This window comes from Arthrobacter sp. NPDC093125, assembly GCF_044754225.1.
Taxonomy (GTDB): Bacteria; Actinomycetota; Actinomycetes; order Actinomycetales; family Micrococcaceae; genus Arthrobacter.
Genome location: NZ_JBIVOQ010000002.1, coordinates 372,925 through 396,565, shown reverse-complemented (window position 1 = coordinate 396,565; position 23,641 = coordinate 372,925). Strand labels below are relative to the sequence as shown.

Genomic DNA, 23,641 nt, shown 5'->3' with positions numbered 1-23,641 from the left:
TCCCGTTGCCCTTACGGCGGCTAAATCGTCAGCGTCTCGCCCGAGAGGGTAATCTTCGTAAAGTGTTTGGAATCAACGGCCCGGAGTTTCTCCTTCTGCTGCTCATCGGCATTCTGGTGATCGGCCCCCAGAGGCTGCCCGAATACACCCAGAAGCTGACAAACCTCGTCCGCGAAGTACGGCGGATGGCGTCCGGCGCCCGGGAACAGATCAAGGAAGAAGTCGGCATCGATATCGATGACGTCGACTGGAGGAAGTACGACCCCCGGCAATACGATCCGCGCCGTATCATCCGGGAAGCCTTGCTCGAAGACGCTCCCAAGCCGGTGAGCGCCGGAGGGCCTGCAGTCGCTGCCGCGGCCGTCGCCGGGGCTGCTGACGCGCCTGTGCAGCGGCCGACGCGGACCATTGAGCGTCTGCCCGACGGCGAGCCTGCACCCTTCGACACCGAGGCGACCTAGCCAGGGATTTCGACGGGCTCAATGAGCGGGGTCGGATCCCGCCGCGGCCCCAGGAGCGGGTGCGCAGGCAATTAGCGGGGTTGGACGTCGAGCTTCATTCCGGTGAGGCCACGCGGTTTGGATGCGAGCTTCCCAGCAATGCCGGCAAGCGCGGCGGCGGCAGGTGTGTCGGGTTGGCCGAGCACAATGGGAACGCCGGAGTCCCCGCCTTCCCGCAGCAGGATGTCCAGGGGAATCTGGCCGAGCAGCGGCACGTTCGTGCCGGTGGCGGTGCTCAGGCGCTCGGTGAGCAGCTGCCCGCCCCCGCTCCCGAACAGCTCCATGCGGCTGCCGTCAGGCATTTCAAGATGCGACATATTCTCGATGACGCCGGCCACGGTCTGCCCGGTCTGGGTCGCGATCGCGCCTGCGCGTTCAGCGACGTCCGCAGCTGCCGCCTGCGGGGTGGTGACCACCAGGATCTCAGCTTTGGGCAGCAGCTGCGCCACCGAGATCGCGATGTCCCCGGTGCCGGGAGGCAGGTCCAGGAAGAGGGCGTCAAGATCACCGAAGTAAACGTCGGTGAGGAACTGTTCCAGCGCGCGGTGCAGCATCGGGCCCCGCCACGCGACGGGCTGGTTGCCCGCAACGAACATGCCGATGGAGATGACTTTCACGCCGAAAGCCACCGGCGGAAGGATCATGTCGTCCACTCGGGTGGGGGCCTGGGTGATGCCCATGAGGCCCGGCACGGAAAACCCGTATACGTCCGCATCCACGATTCCTACCCTCAGGCCCTGCGCAGCCAGCGAGCAGGCGAGGTTCACAGTCACCGAAGACTTGCCCACGCCGCCCTTGCCGCTGGCAACCGCGAAGACCTTCGTCAGGGATCCGGGCTGGTTGAACGGGATGCCACGCTGGCCCCCGGGGCCCCTGAGCTGCTCTTTCAGGGCATCACGCTGGGCCTGCGTCATAACCTTCAGCTCGACCTCAACAGAGGTGACTCCAGGGACGCCCAGCAGTGCCGCTTCGGAATCCTTTGTGATTGTCTCCCGCAGCGGGCAGCCCGCAATGGTGAGCAGCACCGAAAGGCGCACGGCGCCGCCGTCGGAAATTTCCACGGCGTCAACCATGCCAAGCTCCGTGATGGGACGGCGCAGCTCGGGGTCAATGACAGTTGCCAGGGCAGCGTTAACGGCCGAAGCAAGGGACGTGCTCATGCTGTAGGTGCTCAGCTTTCCGGAGTTGTGGGGCGCTGGTCGGACGGCCGGCTGTGGCGGTGCTTTTCCGACTTGATCTTGGGGATCTGCTGGGTGCGCGGGTTCCGCTGGCGCTCCCGCTTTTCCTTGAGCTTCTCGCGGACCAGATCCCGCGGTGACTCGTGGCTGCCGTCGCCGGAGGGATCGTGGCTGCGGAGTTCCTCCTGGGCTTCCACCAGGTCCTCTAAAAGGCTCCTGAGCTCAGCCCGCACGTAGTCGCGGGTAGCCACTTCCCGCAGGGCGATCCGCAGTGACGCCAGCTCCCGGGTCAGGTACTCCGTATCGGAAAGATTGCGTTCTGCCCGCTGGCGGTCCTGCTGGAGGGAGACACGGTCACGGTCGTCCTGCCGGTTCTGGGCCAGCAGCAGCAGCGGCGCCGCATAGGACGCCTGCAGCGACAGCATCAGAGTCAGGAGGGTGAACCCGAGCTCCACCTTGTCGAACTGCCACTCGACGGGCGCGAAGGTGTTCCAGACCAGCCAGAAAACGCAGAAGACGGTCATGTAGAGCAGGAACTGCGGCGTGCCCATGAAACGGGCGAAACCCTCGGTGGCGTGGCCGAAGGCGTCGGGGTCAGGCGAGAACTTGGGCAGGATGCGCTGGCGCCCGCTCAGGGGCGTGTCCAGGCTGCCTTTTGCCGCCCCCTTGCCTGCTCCCCGCCCGCCAGGGCTCTTTGGTGCGTTATCAGCCAATGCGGCCTCCAAGCCTTCTGATCGGAGCTTCGCCGTCATTTGCCCGCCAGTCATCCGGCAGCAGATGATCCAGGACGTCATCGACTGTCACGGCCCCCACCAGCCGGCCCGCCTCGTTAACCACGGGAAGGGAATTCAGGTTGTAGGTGGCCAGGGTACGGGCAACCTCACTGATATGTGCCTGGTCCGACAGGGGCTCCAGGTTCTTGTCCACGAGGTTGCCCAACGGTTCGAACGGCGGGAAACGCAGCAGCTGCTGAATGTGGACCACCCCGAGGAACCGCCCGGTGGGGGTTTCCAGCGGCGGCCGTGTAATGAAGATGGAGGACGCCAGGGCAGGTGAAAGTTCTTCACGGCGTACGTGTGCGAGGGCCTCAGCCACCGTGGCCTCGGGCGGCAGGATGACCGGCACAGGGGTCATAAGACCGCCGGCGGTATCCTCGTCGTATTCCAGCAGGCGCCGCACGTCCTCTGCGCCTTCCGGTTCCATCAGCTGCAGCAGTTCCTCCGCCTGGGCGGAGGGGAGCTCGCCGAGGAGGTCGGCGGCGTCATCCGGGTCCATCTCCTCCAGGACGTCAGCCGCGCGCTGTACATCCAGCGCGGAGAGGATCTCCACCTGGTCGTCTTCCGGGAGTTCCTGGAGCACGTCGGCAAGCCGTTCGTCCTGAAGTTCGCTGGCCACTTCAAACCGCCGCTTGTCGCTCATCTCCTGTAGCGCCTCGGCGAAGTCCGCGGGTTTGAGGTCCTCGTGCGTGGCCACGAACTGGGTTGCGGCCTGGGGCTCCGTCTTGGCGCCCTGAAGCGCATCCGCCCAGTCGATGATCAGGGTTTCGTTGCGGCGGAGCCTGCTCAGGGGCGCGAGGGAATGCCCGCGGCGGACGAAGAGCTTGCTGACGAACCAGTCACCGGAACGGTGCTGGTCCATTGCGATGTCCTCGATCGTGGCGTCGCCGCTGCCGTCGCGCAGCGTCACGCGCCGGTCGAACATCTCCGCCACCACAAGGGTCTCGGCGCCGCGCTGTTCGAAACGGCGCAGGTTGACCAGGCCCGTGCAGATGATCTGCGTCTGGTCGATGGAGGTGATGCGGGTCATCGGGACGAAGACGCGCTTCTTGCCCGGCACCTCGACGACGATGCCCACAACGTGGGGGGCTCCGCGGGTGCCGCGGGAGAGCACCACGACGTCGCGCAGCCGGCCCAGACGGTCGCCCAGGGGGTCGAAGACGTCCAGCCCCAGGAGGCGTGCAACGAAGACGCGGGTAGGATTTGTGCTCACCTCTACAGGCTACCGAGTCTGCTCACTTTTAGCTGAATTTCAGCTCACGCCCATCCTTTTGGGCAACAATGAGGTTATGGCAAATATTTTTGGTGCTCCCAAGGCCGGTGTCCCCGGCTCCGACGAGTCCCGGACTGTTCCCACTGGGGATACCGTCGGCAGCTACTCCTCCTACCTGGACGCCCAGAAGGCTGTCGACTACCTGGCCGACCAGCAGTTCCCGGTTCACATGGTGTCGATTGTGGGCAACGACCTGAAGATGGTGGAGCGGGTGACGGGCAGGCTGAGCTACCCCCGAGTAGCACTGTCGGGAGCCCTGAGCGGCATGTGGTTCGGTCTTTTTGTCGGCGTCATGCTTTCCTTCTTCACGCCGGCCGGGGGGACGTTTTCCATCATCAGCTCGGTGCTGATGGGCGCGGCCTTCTTCATGCTGTTTGGCATCGTCACCTACGCCATGCAGCGGGGCAAGCGCGACTTCACGTCCACCAGCCAGGTGGTGGCCACCAACTATGACGTTGTGGTGTCCTTCGAGGCCGCCCACGAGGCCCGCCGGCTGCTGCAGCAGTTGCCGATGTCGCCGTCGGACGCCTCTGCAGGCGCGCGGCCGTCCAACTACAGCGGCCCGTCCAACTACAGCGGACCTTCCAACCACGGCGGATCATCCAACTACACGCAGCGCGACTACTACAACCAGCCGTATCAGCATCCCGGCCAGCAGCAGGGTCCGTATCAGGGCCAGGCGCCGCAGCGGCCCGCGGGCTGGAACGACCCCTACGGCCAGCGCGGGCAGGACGCCCACGGGCAGGAGCCGCAGCAGGATGCCCAGCAGCAGCCGCAAGGCTCCCAGCAGCAGTTCCCCCAGGGGCCGCAGCCGCAGGGTCCTCAGCCGCAGGCTCCGCAGCCCCAGGGACAGGGCCCTTCCGAGGGGCAGACACCCGAGGGCGGGCAGCCGCCGGTCCGGCCGTCCGTCCGCTACCCAGACCTGCCGGACGGGCGCCCGCAGTACGGCGTGCGCGTCAACGACGCGAACCAGCCCCAGCAGGGCTCGGAGGACACCCAGCGCTAAAGCTGGAACGCCCAAGAGGCGCGTCCACGCCGTCAGGTGAAACGTAAGAGAGGGAAGGGCCCCGGAGAAATCCGGGGCCCTTCCCTCTTACTTATGCCTATTTCTATACGCGATTCTTATGCGCGGTGCAGACCTGGTTTAAGGTGCAGACCCTGTTTAGGCGTGGCCGTCGGCTTCCTGCCAAATGCCCGCCATCCAGGCTTCCACGTCGCCGGCGGTCCGGGGGAGAGCAGCACTCAGATTTACGGGGCCTTCAGCGGTCATCAGGATGTCGTCCTCGATGCGCACGCCGATCCCGCGGTATTCCTCAGGAATGCCGAGGTCCTCCTCCTTGAAGTACAGGCCGGGTTCGATGGTGAACACCATGCCCTCGGCCAGCACTCCGTCCAGGTACAGCTCGCGCTTGGCCTGCGCACAGTCGTGGACGTCCAGGCCCAGGTGGTGGCTGGTGCCGTGCGGCATCCAGCGCCGGTGCTGCTGCCCGTCCTCGCTGATGGCTTCCTCTACCGACACCGGCAGCAGTCCCCATTCTGCGAGGCGCTCGGCCAGGACAGTGGTAGCGGCCTTGTGGATGTCACGGAAGCGGGTGCCGATCTGAGCCGCGGCAAAACCAGCGTCAGCGGCGTCGAGGACGGCTTCGTAAATCTTGCGCTGAACCTCAGAGAACGTCCCGTTGGCCGGCAGCGTCCGCGTGATGTCTGCGGTGTAGAGGGAATCGGCCTCGACGCCGGCGTCCAGCAGCAGCAGGTCGCCGGCGTGGATCTTGCCGGTGTTCCGGGTCCAGTGCAGCACGGTGGCGTTGTTGCCCGAGGCGGCGATGGTGTCGTAGCCGAGATCGTTGCCCTCCTCGCGGGCGCGGGCGAAGAACGCACCCTCCACGACGCGCTCACCGCGGACGTGGGTCAGTGCCCGCGGCAGGACTTTAACCACTTCGGTGAAGCCTTCCACCGTGGCGCCCACGGCGGTCCTCATCTGCTCCACTTCCCACGCATCCTTGATCAGGCGCAGTTCGGAGAGGGCTTCGGAGAGCTTCTCATCCAGGGCGTCCAGAACACCGAGATCCAGGTTGTCCGGGTCCTTGGCGGTGTTGTAGCGGGCGGTGTCCACCAGGGCATCGATGTTCTCGTCCACCTTGCGCACCAGTCGGATCGAAACGCCACCGATTTCAGGGGCGCCCACATTTTTGGTGATGGCCATTTCGAGTTCGTCGATGTGGGCCGTCGGGAGGCCCAGGCGGGCTTCGAACTCCGCCAGTGTGGGACGCGGGCCGATCCAGAACTCCCCGGAGCGCGCATCGGCGTAGAACTGCTCAGTGTCCCGCCCGGCCAGCGGGCGGAAGTACAGCGTGGCGCGGTGATTGCCGCCGTCGTCACCGGTGCCTTCTTCCACCGGTTCGAAGATCAGCGCCGCGTCCGGCTCATGGTCCAGCCCGAGACCCGTCAGGTGCGCGAAGCCGGAGTGCGGGCGGAAGCGGTAGTCACAGTCATTGGAGCGGACCTTCAGCGGACCGGCCGGAACCACCAGGCGTTCGCCTTTGAACTTCCCGGAGATGACGCGCCGGCGTCGGGCAGCGTGGTCCGCCACAGCGTCACGGGCTGGGGTGACCTGCGGGGCCGGAGCCCAGTTGGCGGCCATGAAAGCCTTGAAGGCTTCAGAACTGGGACGCTGTGAGCGGTTGTTGACCCGCTCCTCGAGGGGCTGGGAGGCTGTGTTTATACCGTTCTGGGCGGTTTCTGCATCGTTCACCGTCCCATAGTCTCACCAGCCCCGCGGCTTAGGCCAACACCCGCCATGGGGCCGGAGCCGCCGGCCGCGGAGCGTCCGGACAGGCGCCCTTGCAGGCGGGAACCCGCCGGATGGCACGCTGTATCTACTAGGCTGGACGGGTGAGGATAGATCTGCACGCCCACTCGAACGTTTCAGACGGCACGGAGCCGCCGGCAGCTGTGGTGGCTGCCGCTGCCGCCGCTGGGCTGGACGTCATCGCACTGACCGACCACGACTCCACTGACGGCTGGGATGAGGCTTCCAGCGCCGCCGCCAACAGCGGTCTGGCGCTCGTTCCCGGCATGGAAATTTCATGCCGGACGGAGCAGGGCATCAGCGTGCATCTCCTCAGCTACCTGCACGATCCCACCCATGAAGGCCTTCTTGAGGAAATCACCAAGGCCAGGGATGCCAGGCTCACACGGGCCGAGCGGATGGTCACGCTGCTCTCCGAGGACTACCCGCTGACCTGGGATGACGTCATCCACCATGTGGCCCCAGGTGCCACCCTCGGACGGCCCCACATTGCGGACGCGCTCGTTGCGGCGGGTGTCGTGGCGGACCGGTCGGAAGCCTTCACCTCCATCCTGACCTCACATTCGCGGTACTTCGTGCAGCACTATGCGCCGGAGCCGGCGCTCGCCGTCGAGCTTGTCCGCGCGGCCGGAGGCGTGCCTGTTTTCGCCCACCCCGTGGCTTCGTCCCGCGGACGCGTGGTGGGGGAGCGGACCTATCACGAGATGATCGACGCCGGACTCGCTGGCCTCGAGGTCGACCACCGCGACAATTCGGACGAGGGCCGGGAGTTCCTGCGCGGCCTCGCAGCCCGGCACGGCCTGCTGATGACGGGCTCCTCGGACTACCACGGTGAAGGCAAGCCCAACAGGCTCGGCGAAAACCTCACGACGCCCGAAGCCTTTGCGCGGATTGAAGAGCTGGGCACCGGTTCCGCCGTCGTCCGGTAACAGGCGTCTCCTCCCAACTGGGTAGCAGAACAGGCCGTTCCCAGCGCTGGGAACGACCTGAAGTGGTACCTAGTTGGGCGGGTAGGACGTAAAGTCCGCGTGGGCGCCCAGCCGTTTGGCCATGACGTCGATGGCCGGCTGGTTCTGGTCCACGCACACAAACCGGCGTCCCAGCTTTGCGGCCACCGCTCCGAGCGTCCCGGAACCGGCGAAGAAGTCCAGGCACCAGTCCCCGGGCCGGCTGGAAGCGGAAACAACCCGTCGCACCAGGCCTTCGGGTTTCTGGGTGGGGTAGCCGGTTTTTTCCTTGCCCGTGGGAGAGACGATCGTGTGCCACCAGACGTCGGTGGGCAGTTTGCCCAGCTCGCGCTTCGCGGGCGTCACGAGCCCAGGGGCCATGTATGGCTCCCGGTCCACCTCGGCGCTGTTGAAGTGGTACTTGGCCGGGTTCTTGACGTAGACGAGGATGTTGTCGTGCTTGGTGGGCCAGCGGAACTTGGCGCGCGCACCATAGTCGTAGGCCCAGATGATTTCGTTGAGGAAACACTCGCGGCCGAAAATGGCGTCCAGCATGACCTTGGCGTAGTGCACCTCGCGGTAGTCCAGGTGCAGGTAGAGGGTGCCGTCTTCGGCCAGCAGGCGCCAGGCCTCGACCAGCCGCGGTTCGAGGAACGACCAGTAGTCACTGAAGGCATCGTCATAGCGGTGCAGGGCGCCCTTGATGGTGTCGTACGAGCGGCCCTTGAAGCCCACCCGGTCGCCATCGCCTTCAGCGTTGAGCACCATCTTCGTTTCCTGGCGCTGCTGGGCCCGGCCCGTGTTGAAGGGCGGGTCCACGTATATCAGTGTGAAGGCGCCGTCCGGCAGCGTGGGGAGGAACTCCGCGTTATCCGCGTGCACCACCAGGTTGCTGCCGTCCGGCGCCCAGACAGGTTCAGTCATCTAGACTTTTAGGCCTCTGCGCCGCCCGGCTGCGAGCCGGTTGCCGCAGATTCGCCACCGGCCACCACTTCACCGTTGCGGCGGCGGGTGCGCGTCCGGTTACGCCGCTGACGTGCCGGCTGCTCGGCGTCGGAGGTTGCTGAAGGGGCGGGACCGTTTCCGGCCTCGGCAGACGCATCAGAGGAACGACGACGGCGGTCTCCCGAGCGTCCGCCGGATTCGCCGCCGCTGCGGCGGCTGCCGTCCCTGCTGCTTTCCCGGCTGCTGTCCCTGACGCCGGTACGTCCGCCTGAACGGCCGGATTCGCGCCCGCCGGAGCGGCTGTTCTTCTTGCCGGTCTCGCCAAGGTCTTCGAGCACTTCGGCGTCGACGCCGGCGAGGGTGCGCTTGCTGCGCGGAAGCCGGCCCTTGGTGCCTTCCGGAATGTCCAGGTCCTCGTACAGGTGCGGCGAGGAGGAGTACGTTTCGATGGGCTCGGGGACGCTCAGGCCCAGGGCCTTATTGATCAGGCCCCAGCGCGGCATGTCGTCCCAGTCCACGAATGTCACCGCGGTGCCCTTGTTGCCGGCGCGCCCGGTGCGGCCCACGCGGTGCAGGTAGATCTTCTCGTCCTCGACGCACTGGTAGTTGATGACGTGCGTGACGTCATCAACGTCGATCCCACGGGCGGCGACGTCGGTGGCCACGAGGACGTCCACCTTGTTGTTGCGGAAGGCGCGGAGGGCCTGCTCGCGGGCACCCTGGCCGAGGTCGCCGTGGATGGCGGCCGCGGCGAATCCGCGGTCCACGAGTTCCTCAGCAACCTTGGCGGCGGTGCGCTTGGTCTTGGTGAAGATGATGGTGCGGCCGCGGCCGCGGGCCTGCAGGATGCGGGCCACAACCTCACTCTTGTCCATGCTGTGTGCGCGATAGATGAGCTGGCGGATGTCGCGCTTGGTAAGGCCTTCATCGTCCGGATCGGCGGCGCGGATGTGCGTCGGCTTGGTCATGTAGCGGCGTGCCATGGCGATCACGGGGCCGGGCATCGTGGCCGAGAACAGAAGCGTCTGGCGGACAGGGGGCGTACCGGCGATCAGGGTCTCCACGTCGGGGAGGAAGCCGAGGTCCAGCATCTCGTCGGCCTCATCGAGGACCACGATCTTGACGTTCTTCAGCACCAGGTGCTTCTGCTTGTACAGGTCGATCAGGCGGCCGGGCGTGCCGACCACTACCTCCACGCCCTTCTGCAGCGCTTCAACCTGCGGCTCGTAGGCGCGGCCGCCGTAGATGGTGGCGATCCGGGCGTTGCGCTTGCGGGCAGCAGTCTGCAGGTCGTTGGCGACCTGCACGGCGAGCTCGCGGGTCGGGACGATCACCATGGCCTGCGGGGCGCCGGGGGCCGGCAGCTTGTCGAAGCCCGGGTCATCCTGTCCCACGACGCGCTGCAGCGCTGGGATGCCGAAACCGAGGGTCTTTCCGGTGCCGGTCTTGGCCTGGCCGATGATGTCGTGGCCGGACAGGGCCACAGGCAGCGTCATGGCCTGGATCGGGAAGGGGTGCGTAATGCCGGCGTCGGCCAGCGACTCGACGATGTCGGCGCGGACGTCGTAGTCGGCGAAGGACTTCTCTTCTATCTCGTGCGGTTTCTCATCCGAGATGATGGTTTCTTCCGGCTCGATGGTCTCGGTTCCGGTGTCATCAGAGAGAAGCTGGTGGGTATGCAATTCACTCACAGGGGAGTTTCCTTATTCATTTAGGCGTTGGCGCCGCCTGCTCAACGGGCCGGCTGGAAGGACCGTTCCGGAGCACGCTCAGGCGCACAAGCAATTCCAGTGGAAGCCGATCGCGGGCTATCTGATGCTGGCACTGGGGACCAGCGGGTTTGTCTCAAGATCGCGTAGGGGCGGGCTTGTTGAATTCGAAAATACTGGAAATCAACGACCGGGCATCCATTTCTACCCCTTCAGTCTAACCGGGAAAACCGGATTCCCTGACTGGCGCATCGGACGAGGGGTGCAATGAGCTGCGGACTGGGCGGTGAAACGGGCAGGGAAGCGGTCCGGGAAAATACGACGGCGGAACTCAGCCCACCAGCTCGAGGCGCACTTCCCGTGTGGCGATTTCTGCGGAAACAAGCCGAACCCGGACCCTGGTACCAGACTCCATTTCACCCTCACACCGGGCCGTGACCGCCGGTTCCGCGATCTGGACCGTGCCCCACGGGCCCCCGTTGGAGCCCTTGCCGTTGGACTTTCCGTTCTGGCCCTTGCCGTTCCCGATGACGTTCGCAGTGACGTTGCTGGTGCTGTCGCTGTTGTTGTTGTTGCCGTTGCCGTTGGTGCCAGCGCCGTTGCCGTTGTTCTTGGCGGGTTTGGATCCGGAGATCACCACGGCGTCGAACTCCTGGCCGATGTGGTTGCTGAGCAGCGCAGCCTCCACTGTGTCTAGTGCGAGCCGCTCCATTTTGGATGCCAACTGGTCTGAGGCAGCCATGATCTCGGGCAGCGACGGCAGCGCCTCACGTGCCCAGGCGGGCACAGGGCGGTTGTTGCTCAGCGCTTCGCAGATGACCAGGACGAATCGGTCAACCAGGCGGCGCAACGGCGCCGTGGTGTGGGCGTAGGCCGTGCCGATGGCAGCCTGGACAGCATCCTCGGGAACAGTTCCATCGAAATAGGTGTAGCCGGCTCCGCGGAAGAGCATGCCGGCGGAGTGCAGGATGGCAAGCTGCCGGTGGTCCGTCGGATCCAGCGTCCGCAGGTACTCGCCATAGCTGACTGTTCCGTCCCACGGTTTTCCCAACGCCGCCGTTTGGCGCCGGAAATGCGCAAGGGACCGTTCGTCCGGGGCAGGCATCGTACGCAGGATGCCTACCTCGCCGTCGAGCATCAGGGACGCGGCGGCCATGCCGGTCATCAGGGAGATCTGGGCGTTCCAGTCCTCCACCGGAAGCTGCGGTGCCGCGACAATCTCGTAGCCGCCGTCGGGAAGTTGCACGATCTCCTGCTCCGGCATGTTCAGGCTGGCGCCGTCCCGCGCCCTTTCCAGTTCCACGCGCTTGAGCCCCACCTCGCGGAGGAGCTGCAGCACGGGAGACGCGGTTCCTGCGTCCAGCTCTTCCTGCGCGCCTTTGTAGCTGAGCTTCGCCCGGCTGCGGACCGAAGCGCGCTGCACGGATACGGAGGTCACCTCGGCAGCGGCATCGAGCTCGAACTCCCACACAAACGCCGAGCACAGTTGGCCTGCCAGCAGGCTGCCTGCGTTTTCGCTGATCACTTCCGGGTGCAGGGGAATGCGGCCGTCCGGGGCGTAAAAGGTCTGGCCGCGGCGGCGGGTTTCGGCGTCGATGGCACCGCCGGGGGCGACGAAGGACGGTACGTCGGCGATGGCGTACAGAATCCGGTAGCCACTCCCTGCCCGTTCGATGAAAAGCGCCTGGTCCAGGTCGGTCGACGACGGCGGATCGATGGTCAGGAATTCGACGTCGGTCAGGTCCAGCCCGGGCAGCTGCAGCTGCGCCACAGCCTCCTCTGCCTCTTTAAGGACGTCATCCGGGAACGGCCCCGGAAGCTCCAGCTCCGTCCGCAGCGCACTCAGGGCCTCCGCCAAGGCGTTGGTCTGTTCGTGGACGCTGGGAGAGAGACGATGATGTGGCACGAAAATCAGGTTAGCCCGATTTCCACGGTTAGTCTTGAAATATGGGCACAACCTCCACTGGCACTGCTCGGTATGACCGTTTCGTCGCCGACCTGTTCGGCGTCATGGCCTACGGTGAGCTGTCCGCTTTCGAGCGGCTTTCGTCGGACGCCCGCTATTCTCCTACGCTTCACGACCGCGCGGTGCTTGGCCGCATTGCCGTCATCGAGTTCCAGCACTACGAGCTGGTTAGCGCAAAACTGGCTGGCATGGGGGTGGACGTCGAGGAGGCGATGCTCCCTTTCCAGGCCGCCGTCGACCATTTTCATGAACGGACCCGGCCTGCTGACTGGTACGAGTCCCTGATGAAGGCCTACGTGGTGGATACTGTCTCGGCAGATTTTTACCAGGCAGTTGCCCGGTATGTGGATCCCGGGACCCGTGAGCTGATTGCCCAGGTCCAGGCCACCGAGGAGGCAACCGAAGTCCTTCGCGAACGCCTGCGGGTGGCCTTGGCTGATGATCCCCGGCTCGCCTCGAGGCTCGCGCTGTGGGGACGCCGACTGCTGGGCGAAGCCCTCACCCAGGCGCAGCGTGTGGGGTACGAGCATGCGTTCCTGGCCGATTTGATCACGGCGGCGGACAGCGGAGCTGACGACGCGGCGGCCCGCGAAGTCGTGCGCGGACTGACTGCGGAACTCGCCGAAAACCATTCGAAGCGCATGGTCCAGCTCGGCCTGAGCGGCTGAGGGCGCGGTTCCTTATTCACCATTTGCCGTTCCTGGCAGCCACGGATAGCGAAACGGCGCAGGTCCGCACTGCTGTGCTTTCGGGGTGCCGTCACTGGCCATGGGCAAAGTTTGGCGTTGGGACCTGCCGGTTTCCAGGAATTACAGAACCCCCATAACTGGGGCTGGTTCATTGAATCCCAAGTTTTTTACAAGTTGCTCGGCTGAACATGTTCCGAGGGGGAGTGCACGCAAGTTGCCAGGACTGCAGCAGCAGGCGCTTCGATTTTCTCGTATTCAGCCGGAAGGTTGTTCGGGACTGGCATAGGCAAACAACTTCAATGAGTGGTGAGGCTAGTGACCAACCCTATTCAGGCCGACGTTCAACCCCGGGGAGCGACGTTGCTGAACTATACATTTTTTCACGAGGGCGGGCGTGGTATAGGTCGCAGGACTTCCTGGCTTGGCGTACGGCGGGGAATTGGTCGCTCGGCTGGTCCTCGTCTCCGCGGTTCGCGCAATCTTCGGCTCCCTGCGCTGCTGACAGCGCTGCTGCTTGCGCTAAGTGGTGTTCTGGTGGGGCCAGTTACCGCGTCGGCTGCCCCGGGTGATGTCGGCGTTGAAGGTCCGTCGCATACGGGGACGGGGACGCCTACGGGTTCGAAGCGGGCCACGAGTGGGTTGTGGTTTAACGACGGGCTCTGGTGGGCGAACCTGTGGGACACGGCCAGCTCAGATTTTCATATCTTCCGGTTCAACGCCTCGACGAGCTCGTGGGTCGATACGGGAGTGGCAACGGACACGCGGGCGAACACTCACCATGACGTGTTGTGGGACGGGACGACGTTGTATGTGGCGAGCTACCGGTTCGTCAACGACGGCCTGCCGGCTGAGCCGAACTTCCCGACGACGATGCGGCGTTACAGCTACAACGCGACGAGCAAGACGTACTCACTGCAGGGTTCTGCAAACATCAACAACCACCGTGTTGAGGCCCTGACCATCGACAAGGATTCGACCGGCCGGATATGGGCCACGTGGCAGCAGGGCAACCGGATCTACTTGAACGCCACTGTTGCCTCGGCTACTGGCCCGGATGACGTGACGTGGGGGACACCGTTTCCGCATCCTGCGGCATTGAGCAACGTCTCGGTGGACGACACCTCGGCTGTGATCGCGTTCGGACCCGGCAGGATCGGTGTGATGTGGAGCCGGCAGGTTGGTGACGCCACTGACGGCATGTACTGGAGCTACCGCGTTGACGGAGCATCGAACACGGCCTGGACCGCTCCTGTGGCGGCGGTGAACGGGCAGCGCAGCGGTGATGACCACATGAACCTGAAGTGGCTGGACTCCTCGGGTGGCAAGGTTTTCGCCGCCATCAAGACCTCGTTCACGTCAGCGGCGCAGCCGCTGATCCAGCTGCTGGCATTGAATAATGCGACATCCTCATGGTCGGCGCACACGATCGCCACCGTGGCGGAGTGCCCGAACCGGGTGATAGTCCTGATTGATGAGAGCACGCAGAGACTGCGGACGTTTGCGACCTATCCTAAGCCCACTGGCACGACGAACGCCGGTGTCTGCACCACCTCGGGAGGCGCGATCTACGAGAAGTCCGCGCCGCTGAGCGACATCACCGGCAACTTCAGCTTCCCCACCACGAAAACGGCCCATATCGTGGACGCCGACCAGTATGTCCACAACGTGACGTCGACGAAGCAGAACCTCAACAGCACGGCGCGGGGCACGGCCAACAGCGGACTGCTCTTGCTCGCCGATGTGAACGCTACAAGCCGGTACTGGCACTCCTACGAGCCCGCCGCTGGCGGCGGCGGTGGCGGTGATGATACGGCGGCCCCGACGGTGACGAGTACGTCCCCGGCCGCTGATGCGACTGGTGTGGCGGTGACTGCGAATGTGACGGGGTCGTTCTCGGAGGCGATGGATGCCTCAACGCTCACGTCGAACACGTTCACTCTGAGGACGGGGACGACGACGGTGGCGGCCGCTGTGGCGTACGACAGCACGACCAGGGTCGCGACGCTGAACCCGACTGCCGACCTGGCAGCGGGTACGCCATACACCGCGACGATCAGGGGCGGCTCTACCGGGGTGAAGGATGCCGCCGGTAACGCGTTGGCGTCGGACAAGACCTGGACCTTCACCACGGCTTCGGCTGGCGGCGGCGGCACCGCAGAGACCGTCACGCTCACGGCCACCGCTGACAGTTATGTCTCGAGCGGGACGCCGACGACGAACTTTGGCACGGGCACTGTTTTGGGTGTGGACAGCAGCCCGGTGGAGGCCACGTACTTCAAGTTCGACCTCTCGCCGTACGCGGGCAGGACGCTGCAGAGTGCGACGCTGCAACTGCGCAGCGCCGGGAGCGGATCGACCGGTACGCAGAACGTCAAGGTCGCCAGCGACGCCTGGACCGAGACGGGGATCACGTACAACAGCGGCCGGCCGACACTCGGCGCAAGCATCGGCACGCTCGGCCCGACAACGACCAACACCACCTACAACGTTCCATTGACCGTCAGCGGCCTGACCGGTGAACTCGGCCAACAACTCTCACTGGCCCTGGACTCCAGCAGCAGCGACGGCCTGGACCTCAACTCCAAGGAAGCAGGCAGCACCGCCGCACCCAAGCTCGTCCTCACGATCAGCGGCGCCGCCGCCGGCGGCGGTGGCGGCGGTGGGGATACGACGGCCCCGGAGACGACGATCACGTCGGGACCACCTGCGACAACGACGTCGACCAGCGCCTCTTTTGCATTCACCTCGAGTGAACCGAATTCGACGTTCCAGTGCAGCCTGGATGGTGCAACGCGAGTGGCGTGCACTTCGCCCCAGTCCTACACCGGGTTGTCGACTGGTTCCCACACATTCGATGTATGGGGCACCGACGCAGCCGGCAACACCGACGCGACAGCAGCGAGGCATGCCTGGAGCGTCGGCACCGGCGGCGGCACGACGGAGACCGTCACGCTCACGGCCACCGCTGACAGTTATGTCTCGAGCGGGACGCCGACGACGAACTTTGGCACGGGCACTGTTTTGGGTGTGGACAGCAGCCCGGTGGAGGCCACGTACTTCAAGTTCGACCTCTCGCCGTACGCGGGCAGGACGCTGCAGAGTGCGACGCTGCAACTGCGCAGCGCCGGGAGCGGATCGACCGGTACGCAGAACGTCAAGGTCGCCAGCGACGCCTGGACCGAGACGGGGATCACGTACAACAGCGGCCGGCCGACACTCGGCGCAAGCATCGGCACGCTCGGCCCGACAACGACCAACACCACCTACAACGTTCCATTGACCGTCAGCGGCCTGACCGGTGAACTCGGCCAACAACTCTCACTGGGCCTGGACTCCAGCAGCAGCGACGGCCTGGACCTCAACTCCAAGGAAGCAGGCAGCACCGCCGCACCCAAGCTCGTCCTCACGATCAGCGGATAGGCGGACACCGTCGACGCGGCCCGACACCGTACACAGCAGCAGCACCACCCGACCAGTACCACCCAGACAGAGGACGACCATGCGCACCAGGCAGACCAAGGCACTGCACTTCGACATCCACGGCCGCGTCACGATCCGCGTCGACGCAAAGGCCCCGGCAGCGGCCCAGCTCCAGAGCATGTTGGCGTGTTTCGCCAGCGACACCGAACGGCCGGCGGACATCGTCGTCAATGACCAGCCGGAGCCGATGCCGGATGCGGGCCTGCTTGAGCACGAGCTTGCGTACACAGAGAACAGCGTGCGCTTCCAAGACGACCGGGTCCAGGTCGTGAGGGACGGAGAGCAGTGGCGCATTCATGGGCCGGGCGAGCTGTTGACCTCTGTGGTCCCTGTTCTCGATGCCGCCATGGTCGGTCGAGGAGCCGGCATGATCCACGCGGCAACGATGGCGTACCGGGGTCACGCGATCGCGCTTCCCGCCGCCGGAGGAACCGGTAAGACGAGCACTGTCGCCAAGCTGATGCGGCGCGAGGGGTGGTCGTTCATGGGAGACGACTGGGCCTTCCTTGCTGAAGATGCCAGGCTGCTCGGCTACGCGAAGCCGATGTTCATCAAGCCGCATCACCGGGCCATCTACCCGCACCTGTTCGAAGGCATCCGGAAACCCCTCATCCCGTCACAGCTCTCGCAGAGCGTTGGCCGTCTCACCACCGTCGTGCACCCGTACGTCATCCGTTATCCGCGCCTCGCGGACTTCTCCCGGCGATGGTCGCCGGAGCACCGCATGGTCCGGCCGGACACCGCGTTTCCTGGGAGGGAGGTGACCACCGAGGCCCCCCTCGCGGCCGCCATCTACGTCGAGCGCTTCGAGGGCACCCGGTCGCGAATCGTCGAACGGACGAGCGAGTGGATGGTCGACCGCATGCTCGGCAACTTCCACATCGAGATGGCGGGCTTCTCGCAGCGGGTCGTGACCGGCCTGGCGGCAACGTCCGTCGTCCCCTGGCGCGAGCACTTCGCGGCGAAGGGGGTCGTGCTGAGCAAGGCTCTCGACGGACGTCCCTGCCACCTGCTGCAGGTGCCCTCCGTGTACTCGGCAGACGAGGCGTCGGACGACATCGTCCGGCATCTCGAGCAGCTGCTGCCGTCGGTCCTCGACGAGCAGGCCTGAGGGGGACACAATGGCTCACAGTCCTGCAGAGGTCACCGCGGTCGTTCCGGCCCGCAACGCGGAGCACCTGCTCCCGCGCTGTCTGGAGGCCCTGCGTCAGTCCGGTGTCGCCGAGATCATCGTGGTGGACGGATGCTCCACCGACCGCACTGTCAGCCTCGCCCTCGAGGCCGGTGCCCGGGTGGTCAGTGATGAGGGCCGCGGCCTGCCATGGGCTCGAACACTTGGTGTGCGGAGCAGCAACACCCGTTGGGTCCTGCTCGTCGACGCCGACGTCGTGTTCGGTCCCACGGGTGTCGCCGACCTGCTCACGGAGCTGGTCGAGGACGGCTACGACGCCCTTCAGGCCGGCTTGGAGAGTGTCGCCGGACCGGGCTACTGGGGGCAGGCGCTGGCGCATCACCATCGCACCGGCCGCAGCCGCAACTGGTTCGGGCTCGTGGCGACTATCGTCGACCGGGAACTGATGCTGGGCGTGGGTTTCGACGATTCCTTCAAGTCGGGGGAGGACATCGAGCTGCGTTGGCGGATGCGGGACTCGGGGCTGCGAACGGCGGTATCACGGCGGGTCGTCGTCGAACATCGTTTCGCAGCAGACGACTTTGACTTCGCGCTCGACCAGTTCCTCATGGACGGAACGGGACTGGGACGGATGATCCGCAAGCACGGCTGGCGCGGTGCGAGGTTGGCGCTGCTGCCCGCCGCCGCGGCAGTCCGGGGCAGCGCCTTGAGTCTCGCCGCAGGCCAGCCTCAGTGGTTGCGCTACTACGTCGCCTTCTGCTGGTGCAACTATGTGGGCATCGCGAAGGGACTAACCTCGTGAGCGCCAAATGGGGGACCGCTGTCACGGACGCCTCGACCGTCCGGCACTCTGCCCTGCGCAGCTCGCTCGGGCTCGTCGTGGGTAAGGCCGCCCAGACGGGCGCAGGTTTCGCCTTCTGGGTAGTGGCCGCGCGCGCAACGTCCGACCGTGAGGTCGGGCTCACCACGGCCGCGGTTTCTGCGGTGATGATCTGCACTCAGCTCGCGGTGCTGGGCGCAGGTTCTGCCGTGATCGTCTCGGTGGGGAGAGGGGAGCCGCCCGCGCGGGTGCTGGACGCGGCGTTTGCCATCGTGGGGGTAGCCGGCACCGTGCTGGGGCTCGGCTACCTGGTACTGCAATCGGCCGTGACGCCGGACACGGCCTCGGTATCGGTTCTCTTCTGGCTCACGTTCCTCGTGGCCGCCGTCACCGGCACCCTGGTCATCGTGCTGGATCAGGCGCTCGTGGCGTTGGGACGCGGTGCCAGCGCGACCTTGAGGTACGCTTTGGGCGGCGGGGTCGCACTCGCGGCTGCAGTGCTCGTGGCCTGGCGGGCGCACGGCGCCTCCGCCGACGTGCTGATGGCCTGCTGGACCCTCGGGACGACCGTCGCGTGCGTCGTCGGTGCAGTCCAGCTGCGAAGACTGGTCGGCTACCGGCCGCGACCGTCCTTACGTTTGGCGCGCGGCCGTCCACTGCTGGCGCTGGGCCTTCCGCACCAGCTCCTCACCCTTACCGAGCGCGTCCCCGGGCTGCTGCTGCCACTCCTGCTCGCCCACATGGTGGCGCCGGAGGCAGCTGCCTACTGGTACCCCGCATGGATGATGGCCTGGGCCGCCTACACCGCTCCGATGCTGATGGGCATCGTCCAGTTTTCCGAGGGCGTCCGCGACGCGGACCGCCTGGTGTCGACCACCTGGGCGAGTCTCCGCTTGTCGCTGGCCGTGGGAGGTGCGGCCGCCGTGGTCCTCGTCCTCTTCGCTCACCCGCTGCTCAGTCTGCTGGGGGAGCGGTACGCCGAGTCGTCCGCGGACGCCCTGCGGTGGTTGGCTGCCGGACTGGTGCCGTACGCGGTGCTGCAGGCCTATAACGCCGTGTGCCGGGCCCGCGGCCGTTACACCGAGGCGATCGTGGTCGGTGTGACGCTCGGCGTCGCTCTCTGCGCCTCAGCGCTGTCGGTCGCCGACAAGGGCGCCAGCGCCATGGCCCTTGCGTGGCTCGTGGTGCTCTCCATCGGGGCCGCGGTGGCCGGCCTCCGGCTGGTCGCCGTCCTCCGGCGCGTCACACAGGACTCGCGATGAGCCGCGCGATCACCGGAACGCTCGAAGTGACCACCCGCACCCAGCGACGCTGGAAGCCCCGTGACGTGTGGTGCGCAGTGGCGGGAGCCGTGTCGCTGGCGCTTGCCGCGGGGGCCGCCTCCACGGTGGCCGTGCCCGTGAACAGCGACCTGGGGCTCGTCGCCGTGCTGCCCTACCCATTCTGGGTAGGGGTCCTGCTGCTGAACGCCGCCTTCATCGTGGCGCTGCGCGGGGATGCCGCAGGACCCGCGCGCCGCCCGGTCATGATGTGGCTCGTCGTGGTGCTCGTGCTGGTGCTCTTTGGGAACGCAGCCTTCGCGACGGACATACCGCGGGGTGAGGTTGCGTTCCGTCATCTCGGGATCGCCGACGCCCTCTCAGAGACCCAAGGGATCAACCCGGAGATCGACGGGTACTTCAACTGGCCGGGCTTCTTCGCCCTCCTGGCGACAGTGCTCCACGCGACCGGTCTCGACCCGGTGGCCGTTGCCCTGTGGGCACCGGTGCTCAACATGGGTCTGTGGCTCGCCGCCCTGGCCGTGCTGACGGGCCACCTGACCCGCGACCCCCGACGGCGCTGGCTCGCGCTCTGGCTCTTCTGCCTCGGCAACTGGCAGGACCAGGACTACCTGTCTCCCCAGGCCTTCGGCTTCTTCCTGTACCTCGTTGTGATCGTGCTGGTCCTTGGCCCGCTGGCCGCGCGGCCGTCCGGATTCGGCGGCTTCCGACGTGCGGACCTGGCGGCGTGGTGGCAAGGACGGTCGCCCGTCGAGCACCGTCCGGGGCGCCGGGTGGGCGCCCTCGTGGTGACCCTATTGCTCGTCACCGTCATCTGCGCCAGCCATCAGCTGACGCCGTTCATGGTGCTCATCACCATCACCGCTCTCACCCTGAGCGGACGTGTCTGGCCCAGCCGGCTCCCCCTGATTATCGCAATCGTGCTGTCGCTCTGGCTCGCCTACCCCGCGAGTGAGTACCTCCTCGGGCACCCACCCCTGGCGGATGCAGGACTGCAGGCCGCGACCGAGGCGAACGTCGTCGACCGCTGGAGCGGGACCGCTGGGCACGTGCTCGTGTTGCAGGTCCGGGTGGTTCTCACCCTCGTGCTGTGGGCGCTCGCCGCGGCCGGAGCGGTGCGCGACTGGCGCAGAGGGCGCCTCGACGTCCGCGTGGTCCTTCTCGCCGTCACCCCACTGCTGCTCTTCCCCGCGCAGGTCTACGGCGGGGAGATGCTCATCCGCGTCTCGCTGTTCGCACTGCCCTTCATCGCCATGCAGGCGTGCTCGGTCCTGCTTCCCACGGACAGCGGCACACGACCCTCGTTCCGTGCCGCGGGCGTCCTTGTGGTCACCTGCTTCCTGCTGGCCGTGTTGACGGTGACGGGCCGGTTCGGGAACGCCCGGTTTGATGTCTTCACCGACAGTGAGATTGCCGCCGTCGCCGCCGCTCAGCGCCTCGCGCCGCCCGGCTCGGCGATGATCTCGGCTGCCCACCCGACGCCCTGGCGCAGCCAGGCCTACCTCGATCACCGGTACCGGAAGATCGATGACCTGTGCCGGTCCGACTTGTCGACGGCAACGTGCGGCCCACTCGTCTACGACTATGCCCGCCGCAACCCTGCCGGTGCCGTCGTGCTGCTTACGCGCTCGTCGGAGGCGAGTCTCGTGCTCCAGGGCGCCAGCAGCGCGACCGGCGTCGCCGAGCTGGAGGAGTGGCTGAGCGCGCAGGACGGCGTGGAGCTCGCGTTCAGCAACGTGGACGCACGCGTGTACCGGGTGACGCCATGAGCGGCGGCGGCGTCAGCCGGCTCACCGTGGCGCTCGGTCTCGCGGCCGTCGCGCTGTCTCTGGTGACGCTCGTCGGGCTGCCGACACCGCTGCAGGCGGTCGCCGCGGTAGCCGTCCTCGTCCTGCTCCCGGGGCAGGCACTGGCCCGTCTCACGCAGGTGACCGACCTCGCGCTCGGCGTGCTGCTCGTCCTGGCGCTCGGCCTCGCCGCGCTCACGGCGGTGTCCACGGCGATGTTCTACTTGGCTGTGTGGTCGTGGCAGGCGTGCGTCGTCACGATGGGCGTCATTACAGTCCTCGCGTGCATGGCACGCGCACGACAGGAGGCGTCATGATCATCGACCTGGCAGGACTGCTCGCGGCTGCCGCCCTGCTCTTCACCCTCGTCGCGCTCGACGTCCGACGCACCGCAGCCGATACCGGGCAGCCCGCACGCCAGAGGCTCCTCAGCCGAACGGTTAGCCGCAGCATCCTCGCGGCCATGTGGGCGATGTACGTGCTCCTCTTCCTCCCGCGTCTGCTGGGACTGCTCTCGTGAGCCGCGAGGCGACCTGGTGGCTCCTCAGTGATCTGCACCTCGGCATGTCGGACGATGATCCGCGGTGCCCCGGCAAAATGCTGCCCGAGTTCCTGCGCAGCGAGGTGCTCGCAGCTTCCGCTCCCCAGCAGCACGTCGTCTTCGTCGGTGACACGTTCGAGCTGGCCGGGTGTGCCGAGGACGAGAGCCTTGCCCGGCTCGAATCCATCTTCACCCGCCATCTCGACACGTTTTGGGCGCTGGAGGAGTGTGCGGCGCGCGGCGTGCAGCTGCACTTCGTGTGCGGCAACCACGACGTGGAGCTGGTCCGGCCCTCGGTTGCCGACCGTTTGTCGGCATTGCTGTCACCCCTTGAGGCGACGCGGGTCCGCGTGTACCCGTGGCTACTGCACGTGCCACACGTGCTGGTGGCCGAGCACGGGCACCAGCACCACGCGCTGCACCGGATGCCCGAGTTGCTCCGCACGGCGGTCAGCGGCACTGACCAGCTGGACTTGCCACCGCTCGCCGCCTGGAATGCCCATCGGTCGGGGTCACTCCTGAGTCGTACAGTGGCCGTTGCCCGTGCCTGCCTGGCGTCCGAGCGGGCGGAACGCCGCATCCGGAAGCTCGAGTACGACGAGTTGTTGCAGGCGGAGTCACTGCGGCTCGCGTTCGACGAGGTGACCCTTCGGGAGCTGGCGCGCCTGTCCCGATTCCGGACAGTGACGGCGGTCCCGGTCACCGCGACCCGCATGGTGCTTACGGCCGCGGGCCGCAGCGTCGCAGGCGAGGTGGCTCCTGCCTCAGCGGCCCGGTTCGCACGCACCCTCGAGGCGCACGGTTCAGGGGTGGACTGGTACGTCACGGGCCACACCCACCGGGCCCTCGAGTCGGCGCTCGGGTCGTGCCCAACGCGGTACGTCAACACCGGCACGTGGTCTTCGGACGTCCGCGGTCGTGGACCTGACCAGTCGGACCGTCGGGCGTTTCCGTACGCCGTGGTCGACGTCGCCCGCGACGGCGCCACCAGCGGCGGGCTGCGGTACTGGCGTCCGGACGGTGGCTGAGCAGCACCGGTGTCAGCCCACTGCGTGTAACGGGCTAAGCCTTAGCGGCGCCCGAGGCCCTGCCTGCCGCTCCCATGGCACCGGCGGTTCCAGCGTCCAGGACGGCAAGGAGTTCCGCCGCGGCAGCCGCCGGGTCCGGAGCCTCGGTGATGGCCCGGACTACTACGATGCGCTCCGCGCCCGCCGCCGCCACCTGTTCCACGTTGCTGAGATCGATCCCGCCGATGGCGAACCATGGAAGACGCCGGCCGCTTTCCCCGTCGGCATTGCGGACAGCCTTGGCGGCGTAGCGGACCAGATCAAGTCCGACGGCGGCCCTCCCGGGTTTGGTCGGGGTGGCCCACACCGGGCCGGCGCAGAAGTAGTTCAGGCCTTCCGGTGCCTGTGCGGCGGCGATGGCGGCATCGACCTGGTCGGGGGAGTGCGTGGAGAGGCCGATGGCCGGAGAACCGGGCAGGACCTGCCGGGCCGAGCGCAGCGGCAGGTCCTTCTGTCCGATGTGAAACACGGGAGCTCCGGCCAGGGCGGCGATGTCAGCCCGGTCGTTGACGGCCCAGAGCCGGCCATGCCGTCCGGCGGCCTCGCGGAGAACTTCGAGGAGCTCCAGCTCTTCGGCCGCCTCGATGGTCTTGTCCCTGAGTTGGATGATGTCCACGCCGCCGGAAAAGGCGGCGTCAATGAAGTCGGCGAAGTCGCCGCGCTCCTTGCGGGCATCCGTGCAGAGGTACAGGCGGGCGGATTCGGGGAGTTCGTGCGCGGTCATGGCAACCAGCCTAGTTCC

Annotated in this window: 20 protein-coding genes; 12 read left to right on the top strand and 8 right to left on the bottom strand. The window is 66.5% G+C overall.

Annotated elements, in window-relative coordinates; all coding sequences use genetic code 11:
• Positions 1–62: 62 nt before the first annotated feature.
• Entirely contained in the window at positions 63–461 is a 399-nt protein-coding gene (locus ACIP9X_RS06290) for a Sec-independent protein translocase TatB (protein ID WP_400478870.1), read from the top strand.
• Positions 462–532: 71 nt separating this feature from the next.
• On the opposite strand, the gene ACIP9X_RS06285 is transcribed toward ACIP9X_RS06290, so the two are convergent.
• The 3 genes from ACIP9X_RS06285 to ACIP9X_RS06275 are packed head-to-tail and all read right to left on the bottom strand — an operon-like array spanning position 533 to position 3,667.
• The gene (locus ACIP9X_RS06285; protein WP_400478869.1) at positions 533–1,660 is read right to left on the bottom strand and encodes an Mrp/NBP35 family ATP-binding protein; all 1,128 of its coding nucleotides are present in this window, start codon (positions 1,658–1,660) and stop codon (positions 533–535) included.
• A gap of 11 nt (positions 1,661–1,671) precedes the next feature.
• Positions 1,672–2,430 carry a DUF1003 domain-containing protein gene (locus ACIP9X_RS06280; protein ID WP_400478868.1) on the bottom strand — a complete coding sequence of 253 codons (759 nt, stop codon included), beginning with the start codon at positions 2,428–2,430 and terminating at the stop codon, positions 1,672–1,674.
• On the bottom strand, positions 2,384–3,667 hold the full coding sequence (locus tag ACIP9X_RS06275; protein WP_400478867.1) for a magnesium transporter MgtE N-terminal domain-containing protein: 1,284 nt from the start codon (positions 3,665–3,667) through the stop codon (positions 2,384–2,386). Before ACIP9X_RS06275 ends, ACIP9X_RS06280 begins: the two co-directional genes overlap by 47 nt.
• A gap of 76 nt (positions 3,668–3,743) precedes the next feature.
• Between ACIP9X_RS06275 and ACIP9X_RS06270 the strand changes: the two genes are divergently transcribed.
• Entirely contained in the window at positions 3,744–4,733 is a 990-nt protein-coding gene (locus ACIP9X_RS06270) for a general stress protein (RefSeq protein ID WP_400478866.1), read from the top strand.
• A gap of 156 nt (positions 4,734–4,889) precedes the next feature.
• Here the strand turns inward: ACIP9X_RS06270 and ACIP9X_RS06265 are convergent, their stop codons facing one another.
• Entirely contained in the window at positions 4,890–6,479 is a 1,590-nt protein-coding gene (locus ACIP9X_RS06265; RefSeq protein WP_400478865.1) for an aminopeptidase P family protein, read from the bottom strand.
• 140 nt (positions 6,480–6,619) lie between these two features.
• Here ACIP9X_RS06265 and ACIP9X_RS06260 point away from each other — a divergent pair, with 140 nt between their 5' ends.
• Positions 6,620–7,465 (top strand): PHP domain-containing protein, encoded by an 846-nt coding sequence (locus tag ACIP9X_RS06260; protein ID WP_400478864.1) that lies wholly within the window; start codon positions 6,620–6,622, stop codon positions 7,463–7,465.
• A 69-nt stretch (positions 7,466–7,534) separates the two neighbouring features.
• Here ACIP9X_RS06260 and ACIP9X_RS06255 read toward each other — a convergent pair whose 3' ends face one another.
• The 3 genes from ACIP9X_RS06255 to ACIP9X_RS06245 form a co-directional block, all read right to left on the bottom strand.
• Complete coding sequence (locus ACIP9X_RS06255; RefSeq protein WP_400478863.1) at positions 7,535–8,407, bottom strand: DNA-methyltransferase; 873 nt, start codon at positions 8,405–8,407, stop codon at positions 7,535–7,537.
• A gap of 8 nt (positions 8,408–8,415) precedes the next feature.
• The gene (locus tag ACIP9X_RS06250) at positions 8,416–10,119 is read right to left on the bottom strand and encodes a DEAD/DEAH box helicase (protein WP_400478862.1); all 1,704 of its coding nucleotides are present in this window, start codon (positions 10,117–10,119) and stop codon (positions 8,416–8,418) included.
• 349 nt (positions 10,120–10,468) lie between these two features.
• Complete coding sequence (locus tag ACIP9X_RS06245) at positions 10,469–12,043, bottom strand: RNB domain-containing ribonuclease (protein ID WP_400478861.1); 1,575 nt, start codon at positions 12,041–12,043, stop codon at positions 10,469–10,471.
• 41 nt (positions 12,044–12,084) lie between these two features.
• Here ACIP9X_RS06245 and ACIP9X_RS06240 point away from each other — a divergent pair, with 41 nt between their 5' ends.
• From ACIP9X_RS06240 to ACIP9X_RS06200, 9 genes are all read left to right on the top strand, one after another.
• Complete coding sequence (locus tag ACIP9X_RS06240; RefSeq protein WP_400478860.1) at positions 12,085–12,771, top strand: ferritin-like fold-containing protein; 687 nt, start codon at positions 12,085–12,087, stop codon at positions 12,769–12,771.
• Between the two features lie 555 nt (positions 12,772–13,326).
• Positions 13,327–16,212, top strand: coding sequence for a DNRLRE domain-containing protein (locus ACIP9X_RS06235; protein ID WP_400478859.1), 2,886 nt, complete (start codon positions 13,327–13,329; stop codon positions 16,210–16,212).
• 79 nt (positions 16,213–16,291) lie between these two features.
• Positions 16,292–17,383, top strand: a complete 1,092-nt coding sequence (locus ACIP9X_RS06230) for a hypothetical protein (protein ID WP_400478858.1) — start codon at positions 16,292–16,294, stop codon at positions 17,381–17,383.
• A 10-nt stretch (positions 17,384–17,393) separates the two neighbouring features.
• On the top strand, positions 17,394–18,206 hold the full coding sequence (locus ACIP9X_RS06225) for a glycosyltransferase (protein ID WP_400478857.1): 813 nt from the start codon (positions 17,394–17,396) through the stop codon (positions 18,204–18,206).
• Positions 18,203–19,486, top strand: a complete 1,284-nt coding sequence (locus tag ACIP9X_RS06220) for a lipopolysaccharide biosynthesis protein (protein ID WP_400478856.1) — start codon at positions 18,203–18,205, stop codon at positions 19,484–19,486. The genes ACIP9X_RS06225 and ACIP9X_RS06220 overlap by 4 nt, the downstream gene beginning before the upstream one ends.
• Positions 19,483–21,273, top strand: a complete 1,791-nt coding sequence (locus tag ACIP9X_RS06215; RefSeq protein WP_400478855.1) for a glycosyltransferase — start codon at positions 19,483–19,485, stop codon at positions 21,271–21,273. The genes ACIP9X_RS06220 and ACIP9X_RS06215 overlap by 4 nt, the downstream gene beginning before the upstream one ends.
• Positions 21,270–21,608: a hypothetical protein gene (locus ACIP9X_RS06210; RefSeq protein ID WP_400478854.1), complete on the top strand. Its 339-nt coding sequence runs from the start codon at positions 21,270–21,272 to the stop codon at positions 21,606–21,608. Before ACIP9X_RS06215 ends, ACIP9X_RS06210 begins: the two co-directional genes overlap by 4 nt.
• Positions 21,605–21,811 (top strand): hypothetical protein, encoded by a 207-nt coding sequence (locus ACIP9X_RS06205; protein WP_400478853.1) that lies wholly within the window; start codon positions 21,605–21,607, stop codon positions 21,809–21,811. The genes ACIP9X_RS06210 and ACIP9X_RS06205 overlap by 4 nt, the downstream gene beginning before the upstream one ends.
• On the top strand, positions 21,808–22,860 hold the full coding sequence (locus ACIP9X_RS06200) for a hypothetical protein (protein WP_400478852.1): 1,053 nt from the start codon (positions 21,808–21,810) through the stop codon (positions 22,858–22,860). The genes ACIP9X_RS06205 and ACIP9X_RS06200 overlap by 4 nt, the downstream gene beginning before the upstream one ends.
• A 34-nt stretch (positions 22,861–22,894) precedes the next feature.
• Here the strand turns inward: ACIP9X_RS06200 and thiE are convergent, their stop codons facing one another.
• The gene (gene thiE / locus ACIP9X_RS06195) at positions 22,895–23,623 is read right to left on the bottom strand and encodes a thiamine phosphate synthase (protein ID WP_400478851.1); all 729 of its coding nucleotides are present in this window, start codon (positions 23,621–23,623) and stop codon (positions 22,895–22,897) included.
• Positions 23,624–23,641: the final 18 nt, after the last annotated feature.